Raw genomic sequence first — 23,602 nt, forward strand, 5'->3', positions numbered from 1 at the left:
CTGAGAACAAGGAAAAAGGGCCGCCCTCCGGAGAGAGACGGCCCTTCAACATTGGAGGGGCGGCGAAGACCTCGAGGGCCCTCGCCTGCACCGCTGGACGTTACGCCGAGCGGCCCCGGACCATCCGCCAGATCCAGATCAGCAGGCATGCGCCGATGATGCCGATGATGAGCTGCCCGATCCATCCGCCGAGCGTCGAACCGACGATGGCGAAGAGGATCGCATTGAGCACGACGGCACCAAGGATGCCGAGTACGATGTTCATCAGAAGCCCCATGTCGGACTTCATGATCTTTTCCGCGATCCACCCCGCGAGGGCGCCGACGATAATCGCGGCGAACCACCCAAGACCTGTCATTTGAACGACTCCTGTAAATTCAGATTCTGAACAGACCGTAGACGGCCCTTCGGCACGCAAACGTGAAGACTCGGTTAACAGTTCCCTCCGTTCGAAAAATCCACCTCAGCGATACTGCGCGGCCGTCTGACGGACGATGGCGATGCGCTCGCCATTTGGCGGATGCGAACCGAGGAAACGATCGCCGGGATCGGGGATGCGGGTGAAGAACTCCGCCCCTTTCACGGGATCGTAGCCGGCGCGGATTGCGATGATCGTGCCGAGGCGATCGGCTTCGAGCTCGAAGTCCTTGGAATACCGCCGCGATCCCACGGTCGCACCAAGGCGGGCCGCGGTCTCGATCGAGTTTGCGCCGCTGCCCGCCACCTGTGCGAGCCCCCCGAGGATCAGCGCGCCGGCCTGCGCGGACGCCTGGCTTCGAGCGATGTGGCCTGAAATGTGGTGCGAGGCCTCGTGACCGAGGACGAAGGCAAGCTCATCGGTGTTCTGCGCGTCGGCGATCAGGGCGAGCGTGAAACCGATGACAGGCCGACCGTCCTTGTCGAGCGTCTGGAAGGCGTTGGCCGGCAGACCCGGACGATCATCCACCACGATGAGGAAGTCGCAGTCGAGCTGCGGCGCCCGCGCCCGGCATTCGCGTTCTGCGACCGGTTCGACCCGTTGCACCACGGAAACGAAGTTCCGGGCAGCCGTATCGGGATTCACCTGGCGCGTCGGAACGCTCGGCGCGCTGACGCTGCCGGACCCCGTCGGCGGGGTCGTCACGGGAACGGCGCACGCCCCGAGAGGTATCATGAGAACGAGGGCGATCCAGCGCATCGGCAGGCTCCAGGCAAAGGACAAGGTCGGGGGAATGCTAAACTGATGGCGCCGATCTTCCAGCCCCTGTCTCGCAACCGGCGCGAGGTCGTGCGCGGCCCACGGGTTTTTCCGGCAGGCGGTTCTGGGCTGGAGAACCGGCGCGGAGGAGCGTAGACCCTACCCCCATGTTTTCTATCGAACACGACTTCGACGCGACCGTCATCACGCTGGTGGACGAGGGCGATGCCCCGCTCGGCGAGGATATCATCGTCACGTCCTTCGAGGATTGCGTCACCATCGAGCAACTCGATGCGCGCACCGACGAGGTGCAGAAGATCACCTTCAGCCTCACGCAGCTCCGGGACCTTCGAGCGGCGCTGAACCTGCCGGAAGGCGTCTACCGCCTCAAACCCGCCGACGGCGGATGAGCGCGCTGCCGCACGCGGCGGGCGGCCCTCGCCTCGCCGTGCGCGCGGTGATCGTCCATCGCGGGCGGCTTCTCCTCGTCAACGCCTATCCGGGCCGGCAGAGCGATCTGTGGTGCGCGCCCGGCGGCGGCGTGGAGCGCGGGACGGGATTGCCGGACAACCTCGCGCGGGAGGTCGAGGAGGAGACGGGCCTTGCCATCGAGGTCGGCCGGCTCTGCCTCGTGAACGAGTTCCACGCCCCCGATCGCGATTTCCATCAGGTCGACCTGTTCTTCCGTGCCACGCTCGCGGGCGATGTCGCGGACGCGCAGCTGCCCGGATGGGCGGACCCCGAGGGCATTGTGAACCGCCACATGTGGGCGACCGAAGGCGAGGCGGCGGGCTTGCGCATCAAGCCCGACAGCCTGCTCCGCATCGCCTTTTCCCCTGCAGGCACCGATGCGTCCTACGATCCCCTCGAGATCCTCGTGGGCTAGCCCGCCTCACCGGCCGCGTCCCTCGGATCGCGCAGGTAGGCCAGCACCATGTCCGCCGCCTCGTTCCCCCAGCGCTCGATCCATGCGTCGTCGATCGGCACGGCGAAGACGGCGCGGAGGGTGTGCATGTTGGAGATCGGGAAGTAGCAGATCGAGGCCACGAAGATGTAGAACTCCGCCGGGTCCACCTTGCGGCGGAAATGCCCCTGGCTCTCCCCGTGGCGCAGCACCTCCTCGAGACGCGTGACGAAGACGGACTGGATGCCGGCCGCGTCGTGCAGGCTGCGGATCGTGTCCCCGCCGAGGAGGTTCTCGTTATTCAGCATCCGGATGAACCACGGCTTGCGCCAGTAATGGTCGATGGTGAACCGCACCAGTTCCCGCACCGCGCGTTCGGGCCGGCCCGGATCGAGATCGAGATCGGCCTCGCCCCGCCGGATCTGGATGTAGGCTTCGCGCAGGGAGGCGGCGTAGATCGCGTCCTTGTCGCCGAAATAATCGTAGATCATCGGCTTGGAGATGCCGGCCCGCGCGGCGATACGGTCCACCCGGGCCCCCGAATGGCCCATGTTGGAAAACTCTTCCAGGGCGGCCTGGAGGATGTCGGCGCGGGTCTGTTCGGCGTCGCGCTTGCGGCGGGGTGCCGCTGACGTGGCCTTGGCCATACGGTCGATCCTTCCAGTGAGGCCTCGAGAGTAACCTCAGCGCTGCCTGATCGCCACCCGGATCCGCGTCACCGGCGGCGCGGGGGACGCTACGTTGCCCCCCGCACACGCCGTCCCGCCCTGCCCCGCTAGCAGACGCTCCGCCCGCGCTCGACGATCGTGGCGAGCACGTCGTCCGGGTCCCTCTTCCACCAGTCGAGCGCGGAGAATATCTCCACCTCGTTCAGCCCGTCGAAGCCCTGAGCCTCGACAAGGCCGCGGATGCCGGGGATGTCGATCACGCCGTCGCCCATCATGCCGCGGTCGGTCAGCATGTCCCGCGTCGGCACGAGCCAGTCGCAGATGTGGAAGGCCATGATCCGCTCCTTGCCGGCACGGGCAAGCTGGGTCTCGAGCTCCGGATCCCACCAGACGTGGTAAACATCCACGGCGCAGCCGATGCCGTCCCCGAGCCGGTCGCAGATGTCGAGCGCGTGACCCATCGTGTTCACGCAGGCCCGATCGGCGGCGTACATCGGATGCAGCGGCTCGATGGCGATTTTGACGCCGGCCTTGCGGGCGTAATCCAGCGTCTCCGCCAGCCCCTCCTCGACGAGAGACCATGCGGCGGGCAGGTCCTTGCTGCCCTTCGGCAGACCGCCCACAACCATCACGAGGCACTCGGCTCCGAGTGCGGCCGCCTCGTCCACGGCCCGGCGATTGTCGTCCCTGACATCGGCGTTTATAGCGCCCGCTTCAGTGAACCAGCCGCCCCGGCAGAGACCGGACACGCCGAGCCCGGCATCGCGGATCGCCTTCGCCGCAGCGTCGACGCCCATCTCGTGCAGCTTGTCCCGCCAGGGGGAGATGCCGCCGATCCCGTGACGCGCGCAGCCCTCGATGGCTTCGGCCAGACCCCATTGCTCCCGCACGGTCGCGGTGTTGAGGGAGAGGCGCCCCGGCTCGAGCCCGCTCATGCTTCCACCCCCCGCGCTGCGAAGACCGGGCGGGCGCGTGCCGCGGCGAGGTCCGGATCGGTGAAGAGGCGGGCGTCGTTCGCCATGCGCACGATATCGGCGAGGTGCCGCGTGGAGCGTGTGCTCTCCTGCCCGCCGATCATGGTGAAGTGATCCTGGTGCCCGGTGAGGTAGGCGAGGAAGACGACGCCCGTCTTGTAGAAGCGGGTCGGCGCCTTGAAGATGTGCCGCGCGAGCGGGACGGTCGGCGCGAAGGCGGCGTGGTAGGCCTCCCGGTCGCCCTTCGCGAGGTTCGACAGCGCCCGGCAGGCGGCGCCGGCGATGGGGTCGAAGATGCCGAGGAGCGCGTGGGAATGCCCCTCCTCGTCCCCCTCGATCAGCTCGGGATAGTTGAAATCGTCCCCGGTATACATCAGCACGCCTTCGGGCAGCCGGCGGCGCATGGAGATTTCCTTCTCCGCCGACAGGAGGCTGATCTTGATGCCGTCCACCTTCGCCGCGTTGTCGGCGATGACGGAAAGCGCGGTGTCCATCGCCGCCATGTGGTCCGAGCTGCCCCAATAGCCCTCGAGCGCCGGATCGAACATCTCGCCGAGCCAATGCAGGATCGCGGGCTTCTGGAGGCCGGAGAGAACGCGGGAATAGACGCGCTGGTAGTCCTCCGGGCCAGTTGCGGCGCGCGCCAGGGCGCGGCTCGCCATGAGGATCACGCGGCTGCCGGTCGCCTCCACCGCCTCGCATTGTTCCTCGTAGGCTCTGATGACGTCCTCGACGGTGACGTCAGGGCCGGGGGCGAGATGATCAGTCCCCGCTCCGCTTGCGATCAGATGCCCTGCGGGGCCGGCGATCTCCATGGAGCGGCGTATGAGCTCCAGCGAGGTCGGCCAGTCGAGCCCCATTCCGCGCTGTGCGGTATCCATGCTTTCGGCGACACCGAGCCCGAGCGACCAGAGGTGCTCCCGGAAGGCCAGCGTACGATCCCAGTCGATCGGCGCGTCGAGCCAGGGATCGGCCTCCGCCAACGGATCAGCGACGACATGGGCAGCGGCATAGGCGGTGCGGGTCCACTCGCCGGTGGCCTCGGGGACCGGCCCCGCCACCAGCGTCACGTCCCCGCCCGGCAATCTCAGGCGCGCGCTCACAGCCCCAGATCCTCCAGATCGACCCAGCGACGCTCCTTCGAGGAGAGGTATCCCGCCTCGGCGAGCTGTACGCCCTTCGCGCCCTCGGCCAGTGTGTAGGACCACGGCGCGTCTTCGGCGACATGGCGCAGGAACTGCTCCCACTGGACCTTGAAGCCATTGTCGTAGACCGTGTTGTCCGGCACCTCTTCCCAGTCCTCGTAGAAGTCCATCACCTGCGGCTGATCGGGGTTCCAGACCGGCTTCGGCGTGTTCACGCGGTGCTGGCTGACGCATTTGTGCAGGCCTGCGACGGCGGAGCCGTGGGTGCCGTCCACCTGGAAGGTCACGAGATCGTCCCGCCGCACGCGGGTGCACCAGCTCGAATTGATATGCGCGACGATCTCCCCGTCCGGCCCGTCGAGCAGGAAGGTCGCATAGGCGGCATCGTCCGCCGTGGCCTTGAAGCGCTCTCCCGCCTCGTCGAGGCGGCTGTCGATATGGGTGAAGCCGAGGCAGCTCACGGACTTGACCGGAGCGATGACGTTGTCGAGCACGTAGCGCCAGTGGCAGAGCATGTCCGAGATCATCCCGCCGCCATCCTCGGCGCGGTAGTTCCATGAGGGCCGCTGGGGCGTCAGGTCATCGCCCGTGAACACCCAGTAGCCGAACTCGCCCTTCACGCTCAGCATCTTGCCGAAGAACCCGAGATCCCGCAGGCGCCGCAGCTTCAGAAGGCCGGGCAGGTCCAGCTTGTCATGCACGATCCCGTTCTTGACGCCGGCCTTCTTCGCATGCTTCGCGAGCTCGATCGCTTCCTCGAGACTCTCGCTGACGGGCTTCTCGGAATAGACGTGCTTGCCCGCGTCGATCGCCTTGCGCAGGAGCGCCGGACGCATCTGCGTTGAGGCCGCATCGAAGAAGATCGTGTCGTCCGGGTTCGCGAGGGCGGCATCGAGATCGGTGGTGAACCGCGTCACCCCGTGCGCCTTCGCGAGGGCTTCGATCTTGCTTTCGTTGCGCCCGACGATGATCGGATCGGGGACGAGCCGCGTTCCGTCAGAGAGGACCACGCCCCCCTGGTCGCGGATCGCGAGCACCGACCGGATGAGATGCTGGTTCATCCCCATTCGGCCCGTGACCCCGTGCATGATGATGCCGATGCGTTCCTGTTTCACCTTGCTGGTCCTCCTGAATTCCTTGCCGAAAGCTTAACCTACCGTTCGGTAGCTTCCAACAGAAAGCTGTGGTGTTTTCTCAGATTCCGCCGAACCCGGGACGGTCGAGCGAGCCGATTGCGACCTCTCCCGCCTCGATCCGAAGGCCGGGACGGCCATCCACGGACACGTAGATGTCCGGGTGGGCGGCGAGCCGGGCGGCAACTTCCTCTTCGGGTGCGCCCTGCATGCCGCCGGCGAAGTGATGGCCATTGCGCTCGACGTCGCGCACGCCGCAGGCGGCTGCCATCGCGGTATCCTGCTGCCAGGCGAGCCCGGGCTGGCAGGTCAGATCCTCGCCGGACAGGAGCGCGCCCGCCGCCTCCGCCCGCGCCTTGTTCAGAAGCGCGCGAAACACGCCCTTGCCGCTCTTGACCGAGGTGCCGGACCAGCCGAGCGCCAACGCGTCCGCAAACGCGTCCCGCCGATCGTCGCTTTCGTCGATGACGAGGGGCACGCCGATGTCGTCGGGCACGGGGCCGGACAGTGCCTCGGCCCGGTCGAAGGGCTGCTCGACGAAGCGAAGCGCGTCCCGGAGCGGGGCGAGTCCGGCATCTTCGCGGAACCCCCTGAGGAAATCGGCAAACTCCGCGGCGCCGTATTGTTCGTTCGCATCAAGGGTGACGGCGAGGTCCGGGCAACGCTCGACGACGGCACGGATGGCACCGAGCCGCGCGAGGTCCGCCTCCGGCTCCCCCTTCAGCTTGATCTTGAAGGCGGAGACGCCGTGCCGCTCTATGACCTCCTCGAGAGAGACCGGCAGGCCGTCCTGCGGCGCATCCGGACCGACCTCGTTCCGCGTCAGGGGCGAATCGTAGCCTACGGTATGGCGCAGGCGAAGACGTGCCGGGGCCTTGATCCGTGCCAGCGACCCTTCGAGCGCGGCCTTCCCGAGATCGGCGGGGAGGTGCCCCGCGAGGCCGAACAGATCCGCCTTCGCCGCTTTCCAGAACGGAAGCCCGGCTGCCCGGCAGATCGCGTCGATCAGCGCCATCTCGACCAGCGCCGGCCCGTATTCGGCGGCGAGGCGGGGCGTGTCCTCCTGCATCCGGGCGCGCACCTCGGAGCGCAGCTCCTCGGTGATCGCCGCGGCCGGACCCTCGAGCCCCGGCGCGGCGGCGCAGGCGGTGCGGACGCTCTCACGGAGTTCCTCGATGGTCTCCGGGCCGGTCAGCGCCTCTCGCTTGTCGAACCAGCGCGGCACCATGAGCTGCGCCGAACGACCTTCCGCCGCCGTTCCGTTCACCACGATTCCAAGCCGGCAGTGCGCCTCCCCGGTTTCGCGCAACGTGACCGCTCCAAAGCGGAAGGGCAGCCGTGTGACGACGGCCCGTTCGCTCCACTCCACTTCCTCGATCTTCACCCGCATCATGCGCATGCCCTTTCGCAGGCGCGCAACGTGGCGATGGCCGTGGCCGCCGTGATGCGCGCGTCGATCAATGTCCGGAAGGGCTCGACGCCCAGGGGATGCGGCCAGCCCGTTTCGACGAGGGCACGGACGATGTCGCAAAACGGATCGTCGCCCATTCCCGGCGCGCCACGATTGCTGTCGTTGGCATGGATGTGCCCGAGCTTTCCCGTCGGCGCCCAAGCGCGGATCAGGTCCGCCACCGGCGGCTCCGTCTGGCCCGCCGCGCTGCAATCGATCATGGTGAGAAAGGCCGGATGGCCCACCGCGTCCACGAGCGCCGCGCCCTCGGCGACGGTGTGGATCGTCTCGCTCTCCGCCAGGGGTTCGATGCAATACGTGAGGCCCAGATCGCCGCAGCGCTCTGCGATCGGGGCGAAGAACGCCGCGAGCCGTTCGATCAGGGCATCCTCCGGCATTCCGTCCGGCCGGACGCGGCTCGGCGGCGAGCCATGGACCATGACCCGCCCTCCGAGTGCTGCGCAGAGTTCGGCAAGGCCGATCAGGATCGCCTGCGCTGCCTCCTGACGCTCGGGATCGATGATCGACGCGTCAGGCACATGGGTCAAAAGCCAATGCAGGCCCGTGACCCGCACGCCCTCCGCCTCGATCCCGGCCCTGATCTTCGCCGCGTCCTCCGGCCCGATCAGATGCGGATCGGGCCCCAGCGTGAACGGCGCCACCTCGAGCCCGGCATAGCCGAGGTCCCGTGCGAGCGCCGCCTGCTCCCGAAGGCCGAGGCCCTCCTCGGACAGAAGCTCGTTGCAGATCGCCAGATCAAGCATCCCGCTCCTCCCGCTTGCGCCGCAGGAGCCCCGAGACCCGCCGGCGCACGAAGCTGAAGTTGGCGAGGATCGAGACCGCGATGAGCACCACGAAGGCAAGCGAGACAGGCCGCGTGAAGAACGGCGTCAGATCGCCGTCGCTCAGCGTCAGCCCGCGGCGGAGCGACTTGTCCAGAAGATCGCCGAGGATGATGCCGAGGACGAGCGGCGCCATCGGATACTTCATCTGCCGCAGAACGAAGCCCGCGAGCCCGAAGAAGACCATCACCCAGATGTCGAAGATCCGCTGGCTGAGCGCGTAGGTGCCGATGACGCAAAGCACGAACACGACCGGCATCAGGTAGGCGTAGGGCACCCGGAGAACCTGCACGAAGGCGCGGGTCAGGGTCAGGCCGTAGAATCCCATGAACAGCGTCGCGAGGATCAGCATCGCGGCGACGGAGCTGATGAACTGCGGCTGCTCGATCATGATCAGCGGACCCGGACGGATGCCGTGGATGAAGAGCGCGGCGATGAGGACGGCGGAGCTGGCCGAGCCTGGCACCGCCAGCGTGATCGCCGGGATGAGCGAGCCGGGCACGACCGCGGAGTTTCCGGTCTCCGCCGCCGTCAGCCCTTCATGGCTGCCCTTGCCGAAGCGATCCGCCTCCTTCGATGTCCGCCGCGCGGCGACGTAGCTCGCCCAGGCGCCGATATCCTCGCCGACGCCGGGAATGATCCCGACGAGGGTGCCGATGACGCCGGAGCGCACGATGGTGACCTTGTAGCGCCAGAGGTCGATCAGTTCGGGGAGGATGCGGTCGCTCTTGTCCTTGGCGGTCGCGAGGATGCCGGCCCTGCCCCACATCGCGTTCAGCACTTCGGCGAAGCCGAAGGCCCCCACCATGGCGGGAATGAGGCCGATTCCGGCATTCATGTCGGAGAGGCCGAAATTGAAGCGGACATGGGCGTGGATGCCCTCGGAGCCGACCATCGCGACCATGAGCCCGAGGATGCCGGCGATATAGCCTTTCACCGGCGTCGAATCCGCGGTCAGCTGACCCGAGATGACCACGCCGAACACAGCCAGCCAGAAGAACTCGAAACTGCCGAAGTTGAGCGCGGCTTCGGCGAGCGGCGGCGCGATCATTACCAGAAGAACGATGCCGACGAGCGTGCCGAGCATGGACCCCGCCGTCGCAAGACCCATCGCGTAGCCCGCCCGCCCCTGCTTGGCGAGAGGGTAGCCGTCGAGCGAGGTGGCGGCACTGGCCGGAGTGCCGGGGATGTTCAGCAGGATGGCGCTGCGCGAGCCGCCGTAGATCGCGCCGACATACATGCAGATCAGAACGAGGATCGCGGCGGTGCTGTCGAGCGAGTAGGTCAGCGTCGTCATCAGCGCGACGCCCATGGTCGCGGTCAGCCCCGGCAGCGACCCGATGACGATCCCGAGGAGCGTCGCCCAGGCGGCATGGAAGATCATGCCGGGGGTCATCAGTCCGACGAGGGCGGCGAAGAGGTCTGTCAGCGCACTCACGGCAACCTCACCAGAAAGACGTCACGGAAGAGGATGCTGGTGCCCCATGCGGTCGCGACCGCGAGCATGAGAGCGCCCGCGATGGACTTGGCCTGTGCACCCCGGCCGGCGCCCTCCCGCCAGCTGAAGATCGCGGCGAAGGAAAAGACGAAGATCCCGGTGGACCAGATGAAGGGAAGCCAGCCGACGAGAACGATGGCGTAGATCAGCGTGGCCGCGGCGGTCAGGCCGAGGCGCGTCCACGAGCCGTCCTTGAAGATGGCCGCATCCTCGGAATTGGCGGCACGCGCCTCGCGCCAGAGCACGACAGCGCAGATCACGAGAAGGACCCCCAGGATCATCGGAACGAGCCCCGGAATGGAGGCCGGGTGGATGCGCCGGATCTCGAGCCGGTCCATCGTGTAGCCGCCGACGGCCATGGCGAGGCCAAGTGCGGCGAAGGCGATCGCGGTCAGACGATCGGCCAGCGTCATATTCATGGGATTGCTCCGCGAAGGACGGAAGGACCGGGACGGCAGCGCTCAACGCCGCCGCCCCTGACGGGCAAGGAGGAGCGGATCAGCCCTCGTCGGGGCAGTCGATCCCGATCTCGGACGGATCGAGGACCGCCTCGCCGCGCGTCACCCGGGCGCAGGCCTCGGAGATCACTACGGGCATCGCCCGCTCCAGCGCCGCATCGCCATAGCTCGGCATGAAGACGGCGCCGCGGTCGGTGGCGTAGGTCTTGAGCGCCTCCGAGTTCATGACGTGATCTTCCCACACCTGATCCATGGTATCATAGACCTCCTGCGGCGCACCGACGGGGATGAACACGCCGAAATAGTCGGCGGCCACCTCGAAATCGGGCAGGAAATCGGTGATCGGCGGCACCGGATCAATGCCCTCGACCTCCAGCGCCTCGTCGGACAGCACGGTCAGCGCGCGCAGGCGGCCGGCGCGGATCATTTCGGTCTGCTCCACGGCGAGCTGCGTCGTCGCGACCACCTCGCCCGACGCTGCGGCGATCACGGCGGGGTTGCCGCCGTCATAGGTGATCATCCGCGCGCCTTCGAGGTCTGTGCCGGATCCCTCCCGGATCGCAGCAAGGGCCATGCCGCCCGAGCTGTTCACGCCGGCCGTGCCGACGGTCACGCTGCCGGTCTCCATCGCCTCCAGCAGCGCATCGAAATCCTGATATTCGCTGTCGGCATTGACCGAGACGAGGGGCACGTTCGCGACGTGCAGGTAGATGTGATAATCATCGATCGTCGTGTCCTCGACGAGGCCCGTCACCGCGTAGGTCGCGTTGTTGGCGATCGCGTTGGCGGTCCAGGTGTACCCGTCACGGGGGGCGTCGAGCGCCGCGGCCGTACCGGTCGAGCCGGAGGCGCCGGGCTGGTTCACCACGACGACCTCGGTCCCGAGAGCCTCCTCGATGATCGGCGCGACGACCCGCGTGACCTGGTCGGTCGATCCGCCTGCGGACCACGGAACGATGATGTTGATCGGGCGGTCTGGCGTCCAGCTATACTCCTGCGCCGCTGCGGGCAGCGCGGTCATGCAGGTCGCGGCCAGAAGGCCGAGAGTCGTGCGGTCGAACATGGTTTCCTCCCTTTTCTACCGATTGGTAGGTTACAGCGAGGCCATGACCTGTCAAGCGTCGTGATGGGCCGCCCTTCTGGCCCGAACATCTCCGGGTGACACAGCAGGGCGATGCGAGACTGCGGTCCCGCGGCCCCTCTTCAAGAGGGCGCCCGGCAGGGCTTTCCGGTCGGGGCGCCGCAATCTCCGCCTATGGGCGCGCGCCCGGCAGGGTCGTTCCGAGCGGCAGCTCCCTCAACCGGAGCGACAGCAGGCACGCCAGAACGGCGAGCACGGCCCCCGCGAAGAAGATCGGGTGGAGCGCATTGCTGAAGCCTTCGAGCACCGTCACGCGGTCCGCCGCGGGGAGGCTGGCGACCATCTCGGCACTGACCGACCGCACTCCGCCCGAGAGATCGCCGGAAATGTGGCCCGCGATATTCGCCGAAAGACCGCTGGCGAAGATCGCACCGAAGGCGGCCGTGCCGATGGAGCCGCCGATCAGCCGGAACATGTTGGCGCTCGCCGTCCCCACCCCCAGCATCCGCGCCGGCACCGCGTTCTGGATCGCCGCGACGCCGACGGAGAAGACCGGCCCGAGGCCGAGGCCGATCCCCAGCATGCCCGCCGCGATCACCCAGAGCGACGTCTCGGACGACAATGCGGTCATGGTCAGGAGCGACATCGCGAGGATCGCGGTCGAGATGATCGGCAGCAGCTTGTAGCGCCCCGTCCGGGACATCAGCTGCCCCGCCGCCATGGAGGCGGCGATCAGCCCGCCCATCATCGGCAGCAGGAACAGCCCCGAGACGGTCGGCGTCACTCCCTGAACCACCTGAAGGTAGAGCGGCATGAACGTGATGGTGCCGAACATCGCGACGCCGACGAAGAAGCCCACGCCGTTCACCACGAGGAACGTGTTGTTCCGAAAGAGCTCGAGCGGAAGGATCGGCTGGGACGCACGCCGCTCGGCCGCCACGAAGCCTGCGAGGGCGCAGACGGCAATGGCGAGGAGGAGCGCCATCGTCCCGCTCACCCACGGCACGGCGCTGCCTCCCATGTTCGCGATCAGCACGATTGCCGACAGGAATGTCGCGAGACAGGCCGCGCCGGCGTAGTCGATGCGCGGACGAATGCCGGGGGCCGGCGTCTCGAGCGCCGCGGCGATGACGACGAAGGCCAGCGCGCCGACGGGCAGGTTGACGAAGAAGATCCAGTGCCAGCTCAGCGCTTCGACGAGGAACCCGCCGATCAGCGGTCCGAGCACGGTGGAGACACCGAAGACGGCCCCGAGGATACCCTGCGCCTTGCCCCTGTCCCGCGGCGGAAGGACATCGCCCACGACGGCCATGGACACAACGATCAGGCTGCCGCCCCCGAGCCCCTGCACAGCGCGGCCAGCGATGAGGATCCCCATGCTCGGCGCAAGCCCCGCGATCACGGCGCCGACGACGAAGATGGCGATGGCCCCCTGCATCACCGCCTTCCGGCCGAAGAGGTCGCCAAGCTTGCCCGAGACCGGGGCCGCGACCGTGGAGGCGAGAAGGTAGGCCGTGATGAGCCATGTCAGGTTGTCGATCCCCCCCAGATCGGCGGCGATGATCGGCAGCGCGGTGGACACGATGGTCTGCCCCAGCGACGCGAAGAGCAGCGAGAGGGCGACGGCGGCCAAGACGATCTTGACCGACGCGCCCCCCGGCGCTTCGTCCACCATGGCCTGCGAGGGGGAGTCGAATGCGGTTTGTGACATGGTAAAACGGCTTCCGGAGATATACGGGGAGGGCCGCCTCTTCCCCGACATGGGGCGAGGCGGCGCAATCAGGGTTGTTCCGGATATGTGCTGATAGCATATACATGTCAACTGCACGTATTACTTGAGACGGAGCCTGCGCGTGGCCGACGACAGCGATGACCGACAGCCCACCGACCTCGCCGCCATGGGGATCGATCCGCGCCTGACCCGCGCGGCGCGGGATGTCGACACGGTCCTCCAGAACTGGCGCAGACGGGTCAACCGCCGGGAACTCGGCCACCATGCGCTGCGCGATCTGGGCCTTCCCCTGGAGCTGGCGCAACTCGACGCGATGGCCGTGATCTGTCCCCCCGGCGGTGCGGCGGGGCAGGATGATGCGGGGGAGATCATGGTCGCCACCGTCGCCCAGCGCCTCGGCATAGATCCCTCCCGCGCGTCCCGCATTGCAGGCGAGCTGATCCGCCTCGGCCTCGCCGAACGGGCCGTGAGCCAGGAGGATGCCCGCCGCACCGTCCTTCGGGCGACACTGGACGGCTCCCGCGTGGTGGAGGCCGTGCACGCCTACAAGCTTCTCGTGCTCGGTGATTTCCTGAAAAGCTGGACCGCAGACGAGATTGCGACCTTCCTTCCCCTCCTCGACCGCTTCAGCACCTGGGCCGACAACAGTGGCAAGATGGCGGCCGAGCGGGATACCGAGGTCGCCGGTCTCCGCGCCAGCCTGCCCCGGATCGGCGACGCGGAGGGATGACACCTGTCGATCACGGCGGCGCGACTGCATGCGCCCTGCCCTGTCGCCGGACGATCGCGCGCCTATCTGCCCTGAGATGACGCTGTCCTCCCCCGATCGCCCCGAGAGTCCCGGGCTGCCTCAGGTCTTCCGCGACTGGTTCACCGCGCGCGGCTGGCAGGTGCACCCCCATCAGCGCGCCATGCTCGAGCGGGCGCAGGACCCGGCCACCCTCCTCATCGCGCCGACCGGCGGCGGCAAGACGCTTGCCGGCTTCCTGCCCACCCTGGCGGAGCTCGCGGACGGCACGCATCAGGGCCTCCACACGATCTACGTCTCGCCGCTCAAGGCGCTGGCCGCTGACATCCGCCGCAACCTCACCACGCCGATCACCGAGATGGACCTTCCGATCCGCGTCGAGGACCGCACCGGGGACACGAGCTATTCCGTCCGCCAGCGCCAGCGCGCCGATCCGCCGCATATCCTGCTGACGACGCCGGAAAGCCTTGCGCTGATGACCTCCTACGAGGATGCGCCGCGGATCTTCGCCGGTCTCAAACGCATCGTGGTGGACGAGATCCACGCCCTCGCCGAGAGCAAGCGGGGGGACCAGCTCGTCCTCGCCCTCTCCCGCCTCGGCACGCTTCGCCCCGGCCTCCGCCGCGTCGGCCTCTCCGCCACCGTCGAGGATCCGGACGCCATCGGACGCCTGCTCGCCGAGGCGCCCCATACCGCGTCCATCATCCATGCCGACCCCGGGCCGCCGGCGGACATCTCAATGCTGACCACCGAGGAGGCGCCGCCCTGGGCCGGCGGCGGCGCGGCCTACGCGATCCCGGCAGTGCTGGACGAAGTGCGGCGCCACCGCACCACGCTGATCTTCCACAACACCCGCGCGCAGGCGGAGATCTTCTTCCACAACCTCTGGCTTGCGAATGAGGAGGCGCTGCCGATCGGCATCCACCACGGCTCCCTCTCCCGCGAGCAACGCGCCAAGGTGGAGGCGGCGATGGTGGCGGGGCAGCTCCGCGCGATCGTCTGTACCGGCTCCCTCGATCTCGGCATCGACTGGGGCGACGTGGATCTCGTGATCCAGGTCGGCGCGCCGAAGAACGTGAAGCGCCTCGTCCAGCGGATCGGCCGGGCCAACCACCGCTACAACGCCCCCTCGAAGGCGCTCCTCGTTCCCGCAAACCGGTTCGAGGTGGTCGAATGCGTCGCGGCCCTGAAGGCCGTGGCCGAGGGCAGGCTCGACGGCGAGGCCCGCGGGCCCGGCCCCCGCGACGTGCTCTGCCAGCACATCCTTCTCACGGCCTGTGCCGGTCCCTTCGACGCGGACGCGCTCTTCGCCGAGGTCAGGACGGCCGGCCCCTATGCCGCCCTGACGCGCGCGGAGTTCGACGACTGCCTCCAGTTCTGCGCCACCGGCGGCTATGCGCTGCGGGCCTACGATCGCTGGCAGCGGATCCGGCAGCGCGCGGACGGGCTGTGGGAGCTCCGCGACCCCCGGACCTCCCGCCGCATCCGGATGAACATGGGCACGATCATGGACACCGATACGCTGAAGGTCCGGCTCCGGGGGCGCGGCGGGATGCCCCTCGGTGAGGTGGAGGAGGGGTTCGCGGCGACCCTCACCCCCGGCGACACCTTCCTCATCGGCGGCGAGGTCGTGCGGTACGAGGGTCTGCGCGAGATGACCGTGGAGGTCACGCGGCGCCCGACCCAGCCGCCGCGCATCGCCACGTTCATGGGCACGAAGTTCGCCACCTCCACTCAGCTCTCCGACCGCATCCTGCAGATGTTCCGGCAGGAGGACTGGCCGGAACTGCCGCGGCATACCGCCGACTGGCTCCGTCTCCAGCGCGAGGTCAGCCATCTGCCGGAGCGGGACCGCCTGCTCATCGAATCCTTCCCCCACGACGGTCGCAACCATGTCTGCGCCTATGGCTTCGCCGGCCGCAACGCGCAGCAAACCCTCGGCCTTCTGATGACCGCCCGCATGGAGGAGCAGGGCCTGAACCCGCTCGGCTTCGTCGCCACCGATTACGCGACCCTGGTCTGGGGGCTGGACGAGGTGACCGACCCCGCCCCCCTCTTCGCGCGCGAGAACCTCTTCGAGGGCCTCGAGACATGGCTTGCCGGCAATGCGGTGATGAAGCGAACCTTCAAGACCTCCGCCACCATCGCCGGGCTGATCGAGCGCAACACGCCAGGCAAGCGCAAGTCCGGCAAGCAGGCGACCTTCTCCTCGGACATCCTCTACGACACGCTTCTCAAATACGACCCGGACCATCTGCTCATGCAGATCACCCGGGAGGAGGCGACCCGCGGTCTCGTCGATTTCGGACGCATCGAGCAGATGCTGGACCGGATCGAGGGACGGATCGACCACGCGATCCTCACCCGCGTCTCCCCCCTCGCCGCGCCGATGTTCCTCGAAATGGGCCGTGTGCCGATCAAGGGCCGGGCGGAGGCGCGCCTCGTGGAGGAAGAGGCCGAACGGCTGATGGAAGCGGCCGGCCTCGCCTGAGACGGACCCCTCCCGGCAGCTTCGGCGTTACCGGTGGGACCGACCTCAAGGAGCCGCGAAATGGCCGAGATGACCCTGCCCGACATCGCCGAACGCATGAAGGCGATCGACTTCACCATGCTGTCCACCCATTGCGAGAACGGCAGCATTGCCGCCCGCCCGATGAGCAACAACCGCGATGTGACGTTCGACGGCACCTCGCGCTACTTCACGTTCGACGAGAGCCAGACCGTGACCGATATCGAGCGGGACCCCAAGGTCGGCCTCTCCCTCGTCGGGAAGGACATGACGTTCCTGTCCATCGAGGGCAGCGCCACGCTGCACCGCGACCGCGCCACGATGGAGCCGCACTGGGTCCCGGACCTCGAGGAGTGGTTCAAGGACGGCCTCGACACGCCCGGCATCGTGATGATCGAGGTCGCCGCCTCCCGCATCCACTGGTGGGCGGATTACGAGGACGGCGAGATCAAGCTCTGATCTCCTTCTCGTCCTGAGCCCCCCCCCGGAGACCGTCGTCCGGCGGGGGCGACCTGCCCCGGACTCATCCCGCGTCCCCTGTCCCGCCCTTGCCCGCCTTGCGCTCGCCGGGTAGGAACGCAGCATGAACGCGCACGGGATAGATTTCGCGGGTACCGCCCTGACGCTGCTGTCCTCCGGCCTTCTGTGGTGGGAGGCCGAGCGGACGCTCTGCGCCTCAGATCTGCACCTCGGCAAGTCGGAGCGTCATGCACGGCGGGGCGGATCGCTTCTGCCCCCCTACGAGACCGGCGACACGCTGCAGCGCCTCGATGCCGCGATCTCCGCCCTTAGCCCGGCCCGCGTGATCTGCCTCGGCGACAGTTTCGACGACGCCGCCGCCCTCGGCGGTCTGGCTGAGGAAGAGCGGCTCTGGCTCCTGCGCCTCATGGCCGGGCGGGATTGGGTCTGGATCGAGGGCAACCACGATCCGGGGCCCCTGGACGTCGACGGGCGCCACCTCGCCGAACTCACCCTCGGTCCGCTCACCTTCCGTCATATCGCCGAACAAGGCGCGTCGCCCGGCGAGATCTCGGGGCACTGGCACCCCAAGATCGCGGTCAACGCGCGCGGCAGTCGCATTGCGCGGCCTTGCTTCGTCACCGACGGATCACGCCTGATACTGCCGGCGTTCGGCACCTATACGGGCGGTCTCTTCGCCGATGCGCCGCCCCTGGAGCGCCTCATGGAGCGCTCCCGCACGCTGGCGATCCTGACGGGCGAGCCGATGGCCCGCCTGCCGGTCTTTTCCATGCCGAAGGGCAAGAGGCCCGGCGCGATGCGCGCACCCACCGGGCTGCGCAGGCGAGCCTGACGCCTCAGACGGTCAGCTCGTCCGGCTCCGGAAGGCCGTTGATGCGCGCCGCGGCGACGACGGTGTTGGCCAGCAGGCACGCAATCGTCATCGGTCCGACGCCGCCCGGCACAGGCGTGATCGCACCCGCGACCTCCTTGGCCGCGGCAAAGTCCACATCCCCGACCAGACGGTCCTTGCCGCCCTCGGTCTCGGACGGAAGTCGGTTGATGCCGACGTCGATCACCGTCGCGCCGGGTTTGATCCAGTCGCCCTTGATCATCCCCGGCCGGCCGACCGCCGCCACGAGGATATCCGCCTGACGGCAGAGCCCGGCCAGATCGGCCGTCCGCGAATGGGCGATGCTCACCGTTGCGTTCGCCCCAAGAAGAAGGCTCGCCATCGGCTTGCCGACGATGTTGGAGCGGCCGACCACGACGGCATGCTTGCCCGAGAGATCGCCGATCCGGTCCTTCAGAAGCAGAAGGCACCCGAGCGGCGTGCAGGGCACCATCGAGGTCTGCCCCGTCGCGAGACGGCCCGCATTCGAGATGTGGAAGCCGTCCACGTCCTTGTTGGGGTCGATGGCGTTGATCACCAGCGCTGCGTCGAGATGCGGCGGCAGGGGAAGCTGGACGAGGATGCCGTGAACCTCGGGATCGGCATTGAGATTGTCGATCAGTCCCAGGAGCTCGCGCTCCGTCGTCTCCTCGGCAAGGCGATGCTCGAAGGAGGCCATCCCGGCCGCCGTCGCCATCCTCTCCTTCGACCGGGTGTAGACCTGGCTTGCCGGATCCTCGCCCACGAGCACCACGGCGAGACCGGGCGTCAGGCCGAATTCCTCCTTCAGGTTGCTCGTGGCCGCGGCCACGCGATCGCGAATGGAGGCCGCGAAGGCCTTTCCGTCGATGATGTCTGCGCTCATTCGTCCGCTCCCTTGATCCCGCTGTGCTGCATGGCCGTCTCCTCGCGCGCGATCGACCATCCGATGAGCCGCCGCCAGATATCCTCGGCGAGATCCGCGTCGAGCCCCGCCCCGCCTGCGGCGGAACGTACGTTGTTCACGACCTCCTCGACCCGGCTGTCGATATGCGCCGGCAGTCCCGCGGCGGGTTTCAGCTCGGCGGCACGGTCGATATGGGCGGCGCGCTCGATGAGAAGCGCGATCAGCTCACGGTCTATCTCGTCGATCTGGAGGCGCAGCGCGCCCATGTCGCCGCACGCGGAAGCCGGGGGCCGGGTCATGTCTCTACCTCGCGAAGGTCCGTTTTCGTGCCGCGGCTTATCCCGCGCCTGCCGGACCGGCAAGCCGGGCTCCGGCATGGCAGGGTTCTCCAGCGTCATCGCGGCGGGTTGCCGCGACGCACTCGGGAACACGGAAACGATCCGCCGCGTTGCCATGCCGATGAATCCAAAATCCATTCTCGCACGGACGCCAATTTCAGCATGACGTATCGCCCCCTCGCCGCCACGGCCCTGTGCCTTCTCGCTCTTTCTCCGGCTCAATCCCTCGCCCAGTCGGCCGCTCCGCAAGGGACCACGCCGTCCGTTCCGACCAGCGTCGAGCTGCCGGATGTCTGCCGCATGGGATATGTGGCCATCGAGAGCGTCGAGGACGCCGTTTCGGCCGACGCCGTCCGCGAGGCGGCCCGCGCTCATTTCGCCGCGATGGACCAGGACGACAGCGGCACCGTCGGCCGCGAGGAAGCTGTGGCCTGCCTGACCGCGACGGCAGCGGCCCGCCCTGCTCCCGCCGACCGCAGCGATCTCAACGTGTCGGACGCCGATCTGGACGGCGACGGGGTCATCACCCGCGCCGAGTATTTCGAGGCGGCCCGCGCGGCATTCGAGGCTGCGCGGAACTCCGATCTGGCCTCGCAGGAGGTCGTGGTGCTCCGCCGGTTCATCTTCGATCCAACCGGCCGCTCCATCGCCAATCCCGCCGATCTGGCTCCGGATGATGCAATGGCCTCCGCCGCGCGGATGTTCGACGCGCTGGATGCGGATGGCGACGGAATCGTTTCCACCGGCGAGTGGGCCGGCCAGGCCCCGCAGCGGGACGTCGAAGCCGTCGTCACCGCTCATTTCGATGAGCTGGATGCAGATGGCTCCGGCGATCTGAGCGAAGGCGAAGTCGAGGATGCCGCCGTCGCCGCGCTCGAACGCGCCCGCCGCATGGCTGCCGAAGATGGCGTCGGCAGCCAGACCGAGGATCCGCCGATCGTCTATTACCGCTACGCCAGCGGGTTCTGAGAGCCCGCGCTTATCACAGGGTGGAATACCCCGACTGCAGGCGTGACGGTCGGCGCATGTCCTCGCGCCGGCCTCGGCCCCGTGCAGTTTTGGTGCTTAGATCCCTGCGCCCTGCCACCTGCGCTGGCCCGGAATGTGGAGCCGGACCTCGTCCCCCACGCGCAGGACACCTTCCCGCTCGACCCACGCGGTCACGCCTCGCCGCCCTTCGGCCGCCCGCTTGAAGGCGCGGCCGGCGCCGGGGCGATCCTCGTCGATGACCTTCGCCGGCAGGTGGCAGGGCTGGTTCTCCATATCCACCGTCAGCGTCGCGCCGGAGTTGGACTGCAGCCGCGATGAGGGCGGCAGATGGGTGAAATCGGGGATCCCGCCGATCACCATGCTCGCGCCGAGCCAGGCCGGATCGACCCTCTCGAGGCCCATCTCCGCCCCGATCTCCGCCAGCTCCTCGGCCGAGACGATGCTGAGCTGGCGAACGTTCCGGATCTCGGTCCCCTTGGGATACTGCGTCGATACGCGGGAGCAGGAGGGCCGCGTCAGCCCCCCATGGCTCTCGCCTTCGATGCCGGAAAAGGACGCCCGCACCTCCTCCAGCGCTTCGGCGCGCAACGTGGCCTCCCGGTCCGGCACGCGGCCGAGCCAGACGATCGTGCCGGTGATCTTGGTGGCGAGAAGTGCGGGCATGGGCGTCGGTTCCTCGAACGGGGCGGGCGGATGTGGTGCGACCCGATTGCCCCCTTCCGCAGCGCAAGGCAAGCGAAGCGGCGGAGGCCGGGTTGACCTTCCCCGTCCGCGCGGCGCATTCAGGCCCGGCAATTTACCCGCAACCGGGCGTTTTCGTAGGCGCCGAACCGACGAGGAGCCGTTCATGGCCGATATCACCCTCACCCTCCCCGATGGCGCTAGCCGCTCCTACCCCGCCGGGATCACCGCCGGCGAGGTCGCCGCGGACATCTCCACCTCGCTCGCCAAGAAGGCGGTCAGCGCGACCTATGACGGCGCGCACTGGGACCTTGCCTGGCCCATCGAGGCGGATGGCGCGCTCGCGATCAACACGATGAAGGATGACGGCCCGGCCCTCGAGCTGATCCGCCACGACCTTGCGCACATCATGGCCCGAGCCGTGCAGTCGATCTGGCCCGACGTGAAGGTCACCATCGGCCCCGTCATCGAGAACGGCTGGTACTACGATTTCGACCGCGCGGAGCCCTTCACGCCGGACGATCTGGGCGCCATCGAGGCGAAGATGAAGGAGATCATCAACGCCCGCGACCCCGTACGCACCGAGGTCTGGGACCGCCCCCGCGCCATCGCGCATTACGAGGAGCTGGGCGAGCCGTACAAGGTCGAGCTGATCGAGGCCATTCCGGGGGACGAGCCCTTGCGGATGTACTGGCACGGAGACTGGCAAGACCTTTGCCGCGGGCCGCACCTTCAGCATACCGGGCAGGTTCCGGCGGATGCCTTCAAGCTGATGCGCGTTTCGGGCGCCTACTGGCGCGGCGACAGCTCCCGCCAGATGCTCCAACGGATCTACGGCGTTGCCTTCCGCAACCGCGACGACCTGAAGAAGCACCTGACCTTCCTCGAGGAGGCCGAGAAGCGCGATCACCGCCGCCTGGGCCGCGAGATGGACCTCTTCCACATGCAGGAGGAGGCGCCGGGGCAAGTGTTCTGGCACCCGAACGGCTGGACGATCTACACCGCGCTTCAGGACTACATGCGCCGCAAGCAGCGCGCCGGCGGCTATCGCGAGATCAACACCCCGCAGGTGGTGGACCGCAAACTCTGGGAGGCCTCCGGCCACTGGGAGAAGTACCAGCACCACATGTTCATCGTGGAGGTGGACGAAAGCCGCGACGGCGAGAACGACGACGCGAGCGCGAAGAACCGCGCCGAGACCCGCATCAACGCGCTCAAGCCGATGAACTGTCCCTGCCACGTTCAGGTCTACAACCAGGGGCTGAAGTCCTACCGGGATCTGCCGCTTCGGCTGGCCGAGTTCGGGTCCTGCGCGCGCTACGAGCCGTCGGGCGCCCTTCACGGCATCATGCGGGTCCGGGGCTTCACCCAGGACGACGCGCACATCTTCTGCACCGAGGAGCAGATCGAGGAGGAATGCGCCCGCTTCATCGAATTCCTCGCGGCAGTCTACGAGGACCTCGGCTTCCCGACCTTCGAGATCAAGTTCGCCACGCGGCCCGAGAAGCGCGTGGGAACGGAGGAATCGTGGGATTACGTCGAGAACGCGCTCGAGGAGGCGATCCGCAAGACCGGTCGCACCTACACGCTGGAGCCCGGCGACGGGGCGTTCTACGGCCCGAAGCTGGATTTCTACCTGACCGATGCCATCGGCCGGGTCTGGCAATGCGGCACGTTCCAGGTCGATCCGAACCTGCCCGAGCGTCTGGACGCAAACTACATCGGCGCCGACGGCGAGAAGCACCGGCCCTTCATGCTGCACCGGGCCTGCGTCGGCTCCTTCGAGCGGTTCATCGGGATCCTGATCGAGGAGCATGCCGGTCGCATGCCGCTCTGGCTCGCGCCCACGCAGGTCTCCGTCTGCTCCATCGTCTCTGATGCGGACGACTTCGTTCATGAGGCGGTGGCCAGCCTTCAGGCGGCCGGCCTGCGTGCCGAGGCCGACATCCGCAACGAAAAGATCAACTACAAGGTCCGCGAACACTCCATGGCCAAGGTGCCGGTCATCCTCGCGATCGGTCAGCGCGAAGTGGAGAACCGCACCGTCACGGTCCGCCGCCTCGGCGAGAAGCAGACCCAGACGGTGCCCCTCGACGAGCTCATCACATCGCTCACCGAGGAGGCGCTTCCGCCCGATCTGAAGGCGCGGGCGGCGACCGGGACGGCCTGATCGCGGCGCTCGTTCCCGAGCGTCATTTCATCTTGCCAGACCGCGTCCTTTTCGCATTTCCTTAAGGGGCGGCGCCGCGATTCTGCGGCTCCGCCGGGCTGCAAGCGCCTGAACTGCGACTGACTTGAGGAGACACGGGTCATGCCGACTGGCACCGTGAAATGGTTCAACACGACCAAGGGCTACGGTTTCATCGCCCCGGATGACGGCGGAAAGGACATCTTCGTCCATATCTCCGCCGTGGAGCAGGCCGGGATGACGGGCCTCGCCGACAACATGAAGATCGCCTACGAGTTGCGCGAGGGACGGGACGGCCGGTCCTCCGCCACGGATCTGCAAGCGCTCTGATCTTACAGGCAAGGGGTCGCGCAGCCCGCTGGGCGGCCCCTATCTCCCTGGCGGCCCGGCATCGGGCGAGAGCCTGCGCCGCTAGCCGCCGGCCTCGCGATCCGCCACCGGCAGATCGGCCCACCATTCGGCGTAAGTGCTGTTCTTGGGGTGCTTTCCCCCCTCGTCCGGCGCGCCGTCCGTCCACCAGACCGCCCCCCGCTCGCCGAGACGACGCTTCGCCGCATCGACGCGCGCGCGGGCGGCTTTCAACGCCTCTCCCTCAGCTCCCTTGATCGCCCGCCGCGCGGACATGAGCTCATGAACCGCCGCCTTGCGCTCCCCCTCGGGCAGGCCGGGATCGGTCGAACGCCAGAGCCGGCTTTTCGCGATGAAATAGCGGCCGTCGGGGGTGGTGGGATAGCGGGGCATCCGGCTGACCTAGGACCGGTATGGAGAGACTCCAGCCCCATCGCGGCGGCAAATCCCGCCGGGCGGACGCGCCGCGGCGGAGACGGAAGGTTTTCCCCGGCTGACGAC

Annotated in this window: 25 protein-coding genes; 9 read left to right on the forward strand and 16 right to left on the reverse strand. The window is 68.0% G+C overall.

The window, feature by feature from the left end; genetic code table 11:
- Positions 1-100: 100 nt before the first annotated feature.
- The gene (locus tag DQG15_RS03745) at positions 101-358 is read right to left on the reverse strand and encodes a GlsB/YeaQ/YmgE family stress response membrane protein (RefSeq protein ID WP_116082836.1); all 258 of its coding nucleotides are present in this window, start codon (positions 356-358) and stop codon (positions 101-103) included.
- 105 nt (positions 359-463) lie between these two features.
- Positions 464-1,177: a M48 family metallopeptidase gene (locus DQG15_RS03750; RefSeq protein WP_116082838.1), complete on the reverse strand. Its 714-nt coding sequence runs from the start codon at positions 1,175-1,177 to the stop codon at positions 464-466.
- A 167-nt stretch (positions 1,178-1,344) separates the two neighbouring features.
- Between DQG15_RS03750 and DQG15_RS03755 the strand changes: the two genes are divergently transcribed.
- Entirely contained in the window at positions 1,345-1,587 is a 243-nt protein-coding gene (locus DQG15_RS03755; protein WP_116082839.1) for a hypothetical protein, read from the forward strand.
- Positions 1,584-2,063 (forward strand): NUDIX domain-containing protein, encoded by a 480-nt coding sequence (locus DQG15_RS03760; RefSeq protein WP_116082841.1) that lies wholly within the window; start codon positions 1,584-1,586, stop codon positions 2,061-2,063. Before DQG15_RS03755 ends, DQG15_RS03760 begins: the two co-directional genes overlap by 4 nt.
- On the opposite strand, the gene DQG15_RS03765 is transcribed toward DQG15_RS03760, so the two are convergent.
- From DQG15_RS03765 to DQG15_RS03810, 10 genes are all read right to left on the reverse strand, one after another.
- Positions 2,060-2,728 carry a TetR/AcrR family transcriptional regulator gene (locus DQG15_RS03765; RefSeq protein WP_116082843.1) on the reverse strand — a complete coding sequence of 223 codons (669 nt, stop codon included), beginning with the start codon at positions 2,726-2,728 and terminating at the stop codon, positions 2,060-2,062. The genes DQG15_RS03760 and DQG15_RS03765 overlap by 4 nt on opposite strands.
- Positions 2,729-2,856: 128 nt before the next feature.
- Positions 2,857-3,684, reverse strand: coding sequence for a sugar phosphate isomerase/epimerase (locus DQG15_RS03770; protein ID WP_116082844.1), 828 nt, complete (start codon positions 3,682-3,684; stop codon positions 2,857-2,859).
- A complete protein-coding gene (locus tag DQG15_RS03775) occupies positions 3,681-4,826 on the reverse strand; it encodes a dihydrodipicolinate synthase family protein (RefSeq protein ID WP_116082846.1) in 1,146 nt (381 codons plus the stop codon). Before DQG15_RS03775 ends, DQG15_RS03770 begins: the two co-directional genes overlap by 4 nt.
- On the reverse strand, positions 4,823-5,983 hold the full coding sequence (locus tag DQG15_RS03780) for a Gfo/Idh/MocA family protein (protein WP_198665057.1): 1,161 nt from the start codon (positions 5,981-5,983) through the stop codon (positions 4,823-4,825). Before DQG15_RS03780 ends, DQG15_RS03775 begins: the two co-directional genes overlap by 4 nt.
- A gap of 79 nt (positions 5,984-6,062) precedes the next feature.
- Positions 6,063-7,394, reverse strand: coding sequence for an enolase C-terminal domain-like protein (locus DQG15_RS03785; protein WP_232830699.1), 1,332 nt, complete (start codon positions 7,392-7,394; stop codon positions 6,063-6,065).
- A complete protein-coding gene (locus tag DQG15_RS03790) occupies positions 7,391-8,215 on the reverse strand; it encodes a sugar phosphate isomerase/epimerase (RefSeq protein WP_116082850.1) in 825 nt (274 codons plus the stop codon). Before DQG15_RS03790 ends, DQG15_RS03785 begins: the two co-directional genes overlap by 4 nt.
- Positions 8,208-9,731, reverse strand: coding sequence for a tripartite tricarboxylate transporter permease (locus DQG15_RS03795; protein ID WP_116082851.1), 1,524 nt, complete (start codon positions 9,729-9,731; stop codon positions 8,208-8,210). The genes DQG15_RS03790 and DQG15_RS03795 overlap by 8 nt, the downstream gene beginning before the upstream one ends.
- On the reverse strand, positions 9,728-10,210 hold the full coding sequence (locus tag DQG15_RS03800) for a tripartite tricarboxylate transporter TctB family protein (RefSeq protein WP_116082853.1): 483 nt from the start codon (positions 10,208-10,210) through the stop codon (positions 9,728-9,730). Before DQG15_RS03800 ends, DQG15_RS03795 begins: the two co-directional genes overlap by 4 nt.
- A gap of 79 nt (positions 10,211-10,289) precedes the next feature.
- Positions 10,290-11,312: a tripartite tricarboxylate transporter substrate binding protein gene (locus DQG15_RS03805; RefSeq protein WP_116082855.1), complete on the reverse strand. Its 1,023-nt coding sequence runs from the start codon at positions 11,310-11,312 to the stop codon at positions 10,290-10,292.
- Positions 11,313-11,502: 190 nt separating this feature from the next.
- Complete coding sequence (locus tag DQG15_RS03810) at positions 11,503-13,041, reverse strand: MDR family MFS transporter (protein WP_198665058.1); 1,539 nt, start codon at positions 13,039-13,041, stop codon at positions 11,503-11,505.
- Between the two features lie 142 nt (positions 13,042-13,183).
- Between DQG15_RS03810 and DQG15_RS03815 the strand changes: the two genes are divergently transcribed.
- From DQG15_RS03815 to pdeM, 4 genes are all read left to right on the forward strand, one after another.
- Positions 13,184-13,792: a MarR family winged helix-turn-helix transcriptional regulator gene (locus tag DQG15_RS03815; RefSeq protein ID WP_232830700.1), complete on the forward strand. Its 609-nt coding sequence runs from the start codon at positions 13,184-13,186 to the stop codon at positions 13,790-13,792.
- A gap of 76 nt (positions 13,793-13,868) precedes the next feature.
- Positions 13,869-16,301 (forward strand): ligase-associated DNA damage response DEXH box helicase, encoded by a 2,433-nt coding sequence (locus DQG15_RS03820; RefSeq protein WP_116082856.1) that lies wholly within the window; start codon positions 13,869-13,871, stop codon positions 16,299-16,301.
- 60 nt (positions 16,302-16,361) lie between these two features.
- Positions 16,362-16,778 (forward strand): pyridoxamine 5'-phosphate oxidase family protein, encoded by a 417-nt coding sequence (locus DQG15_RS03825; protein WP_116082858.1) that lies wholly within the window; start codon positions 16,362-16,364, stop codon positions 16,776-16,778.
- A 124-nt stretch (positions 16,779-16,902) separates the two neighbouring features.
- Positions 16,903-17,631, forward strand: coding sequence for a ligase-associated DNA damage response endonuclease PdeM (gene pdeM, locus DQG15_RS03830; RefSeq protein WP_116082859.1), 729 nt, complete (start codon positions 16,903-16,905; stop codon positions 17,629-17,631).
- 4 nt (positions 17,632-17,635) lie between these two features.
- Here the strand turns inward: pdeM and folD are convergent, their stop codons facing one another.
- Together folD and DQG15_RS03840 are read right to left on the reverse strand one after the other, a co-directional pair.
- A complete protein-coding gene (gene folD, locus DQG15_RS03835; protein ID WP_116082861.1) occupies positions 17,636-18,535 on the reverse strand; it encodes a bifunctional methylenetetrahydrofolate dehydrogenase/methenyltetrahydrofolate cyclohydrolase FolD in 900 nt (299 codons plus the stop codon).
- Positions 18,532-18,855 (reverse strand): chorismate mutase, encoded by a 324-nt coding sequence (locus DQG15_RS03840; protein WP_116082863.1) that lies wholly within the window; start codon positions 18,853-18,855, stop codon positions 18,532-18,534. The genes folD and DQG15_RS03840 overlap by 4 nt, the downstream gene beginning before the upstream one ends.
- A gap of 201 nt (positions 18,856-19,056) precedes the next feature.
- Between DQG15_RS03840 and DQG15_RS03845 the strand changes: the two genes are divergently transcribed.
- Positions 19,057-19,863: a hypothetical protein gene (locus tag DQG15_RS03845; protein ID WP_157968882.1), complete on the forward strand. Its 807-nt coding sequence runs from the start codon at positions 19,057-19,059 to the stop codon at positions 19,861-19,863.
- Positions 19,864-19,959: 96 nt separating this feature from the next.
- Here the strand turns inward: DQG15_RS03845 and DQG15_RS03850 are convergent, their stop codons facing one another.
- Positions 19,960-20,547, reverse strand: coding sequence for an MOSC domain-containing protein (locus tag DQG15_RS03850; protein ID WP_116082866.1), 588 nt, complete (start codon positions 20,545-20,547; stop codon positions 19,960-19,962).
- Positions 20,548-20,731: 184 nt separating this feature from the next.
- On the opposite strand from DQG15_RS03850, the gene thrS reads away from it, so the two are divergent.
- Both thrS and DQG15_RS03860 read left to right on the forward strand, forming a co-directional pair.
- Positions 20,732-22,735, forward strand: a complete 2,004-nt coding sequence (gene thrS, locus DQG15_RS03855; RefSeq protein ID WP_116082868.1) for a threonine--tRNA ligase — start codon at positions 20,732-20,734, stop codon at positions 22,733-22,735.
- Positions 22,736-22,876: 141 nt separating this feature from the next.
- Positions 22,877-23,083, forward strand: a complete 207-nt coding sequence (locus DQG15_RS03860) for a cold-shock protein (protein ID WP_116082870.1) — start codon at positions 22,877-22,879, stop codon at positions 23,081-23,083.
- An 81-nt stretch (positions 23,084-23,164) separates the two neighbouring features.
- On the opposite strand, the gene DQG15_RS03865 is transcribed toward DQG15_RS03860, so the two are convergent.
- The gene (locus DQG15_RS03865) at positions 23,165-23,494 is read right to left on the reverse strand and encodes a hypothetical protein (protein WP_116082871.1); all 330 of its coding nucleotides are present in this window, start codon (positions 23,492-23,494) and stop codon (positions 23,165-23,167) included.
- Positions 23,495-23,602 lie beyond the last annotated feature (108 nt).

The organism is Tropicimonas sp. IMCC34011, from assembly GCF_003390865.1.
Classification (GTDB): Bacteria; Pseudomonadota; Alphaproteobacteria; order Rhodobacterales; family Rhodobacteraceae; genus Tropicimonas_B.

What these genes read in the sequence shown, in the direction of transcription:
- DQG15_RS03770 (WP_116082844.1), bottom strand. Translation starts at nt 3,684, where the DNA reads ATGAGCGGGCTCGAGCCGGGGCGCCTCTCCCTCAACACCGCGACCGTG.
- DQG15_RS03850 (WP_116082866.1), bottom strand. Translation starts at nt 20,547, where the DNA reads ATGCCCGCACTTCTCGCCACCAAGATCACCGGCACGATCGTCTGGCTC.
- DQG15_RS03785 (WP_232830699.1), bottom strand. Translation starts at nt 7,394, where the DNA reads ATGATGCGGGTGAAGATCGAGGAAGTGGAGTGGAGCGAACGGGCCGTC.
- DQG15_RS03765 (WP_116082843.1), bottom strand. Translation starts at nt 2,728, where the DNA reads ATGGCCAAGGCCACGTCAGCGGCACCCCGCCGCAAGCGCGACGCCGAA.
- DQG15_RS03825 (WP_116082858.1), top strand. Translation starts at nt 16,362, where the DNA reads ATGGCCGAGATGACCCTGCCCGACATCGCCGAACGCATGAAGGCGATC.
- DQG15_RS03750 (WP_116082838.1), bottom strand. Translation starts at nt 1,177, where the DNA reads ATGCGCTGGATCGCCCTCGTTCTCATGATACCTCTCGGGGCGTGCGCC.
- DQG15_RS03865 (WP_116082871.1), bottom strand. Translation starts at nt 23,494, where the DNA reads ATGCCCCGCTATCCCACCACCCCCGACGGCCGCTATTTCATCGCGAAA.
- DQG15_RS03805 (WP_116082855.1), bottom strand. Translation starts at nt 11,312, where the DNA reads ATGTTCGACCGCACGACTCTCGGCCTTCTGGCCGCGACCTGCATGACC.
- DQG15_RS03800 (WP_116082853.1), bottom strand. Translation starts at nt 10,210, where the DNA reads ATGAATATGACGCTGGCCGATCGTCTGACCGCGATCGCCTTCGCCGCA.
- folD (WP_116082861.1), bottom strand. Translation starts at nt 18,535, where the DNA reads ATGAGCGCAGACATCATCGACGGAAAGGCCTTCGCGGCCTCCATTCGC.
- DQG15_RS03745 (WP_116082836.1), bottom strand. Translation starts at nt 358, where the DNA reads ATGACAGGTCTTGGGTGGTTCGCCGCGATTATCGTCGGCGCCCTCGCG.
- DQG15_RS03810 (WP_198665058.1), bottom strand. Translation starts at nt 13,041, where the DNA reads ATGTCACAAACCGCATTCGACTCCCCCTCGCAGGCCATGGTGGACGAA.
- DQG15_RS03820 (WP_116082856.1), top strand. Translation starts at nt 13,869, where the DNA reads ATGACGCTGTCCTCCCCCGATCGCCCCGAGAGTCCCGGGCTGCCTCAG.
- pdeM (WP_116082859.1), top strand. Translation starts at nt 16,903, where the DNA reads ATGAACGCGCACGGGATAGATTTCGCGGGTACCGCCCTGACGCTGCTG.
- DQG15_RS03760 (WP_116082841.1), top strand. Translation starts at nt 1,584, where the DNA reads ATGAGCGCGCTGCCGCACGCGGCGGGCGGCCCTCGCCTCGCCGTGCGC.
- DQG15_RS03840 (WP_116082863.1), bottom strand. Translation starts at nt 18,855, where the DNA reads ATGACCCGGCCCCCGGCTTCCGCGTGCGGCGACATGGGCGCGCTGCGC.
- DQG15_RS03790 (WP_116082850.1), bottom strand. Translation starts at nt 8,215, where the DNA reads ATGCTTGATCTGGCGATCTGCAACGAGCTTCTGTCCGAGGAGGGCCTC.
- DQG15_RS03860 (WP_116082870.1), top strand. Translation starts at nt 22,877, where the DNA reads ATGCCGACTGGCACCGTGAAATGGTTCAACACGACCAAGGGCTACGGT.
- thrS (WP_116082868.1), top strand. Translation starts at nt 20,732, where the DNA reads ATGGCCGATATCACCCTCACCCTCCCCGATGGCGCTAGCCGCTCCTAC.
- DQG15_RS03755 (WP_116082839.1), top strand. Translation starts at nt 1,345, where the DNA reads ATGTTTTCTATCGAACACGACTTCGACGCGACCGTCATCACGCTGGTG.
- DQG15_RS03845 (WP_157968882.1), top strand. Translation starts at nt 19,057, where the DNA reads ATGACGTATCGCCCCCTCGCCGCCACGGCCCTGTGCCTTCTCGCTCTT.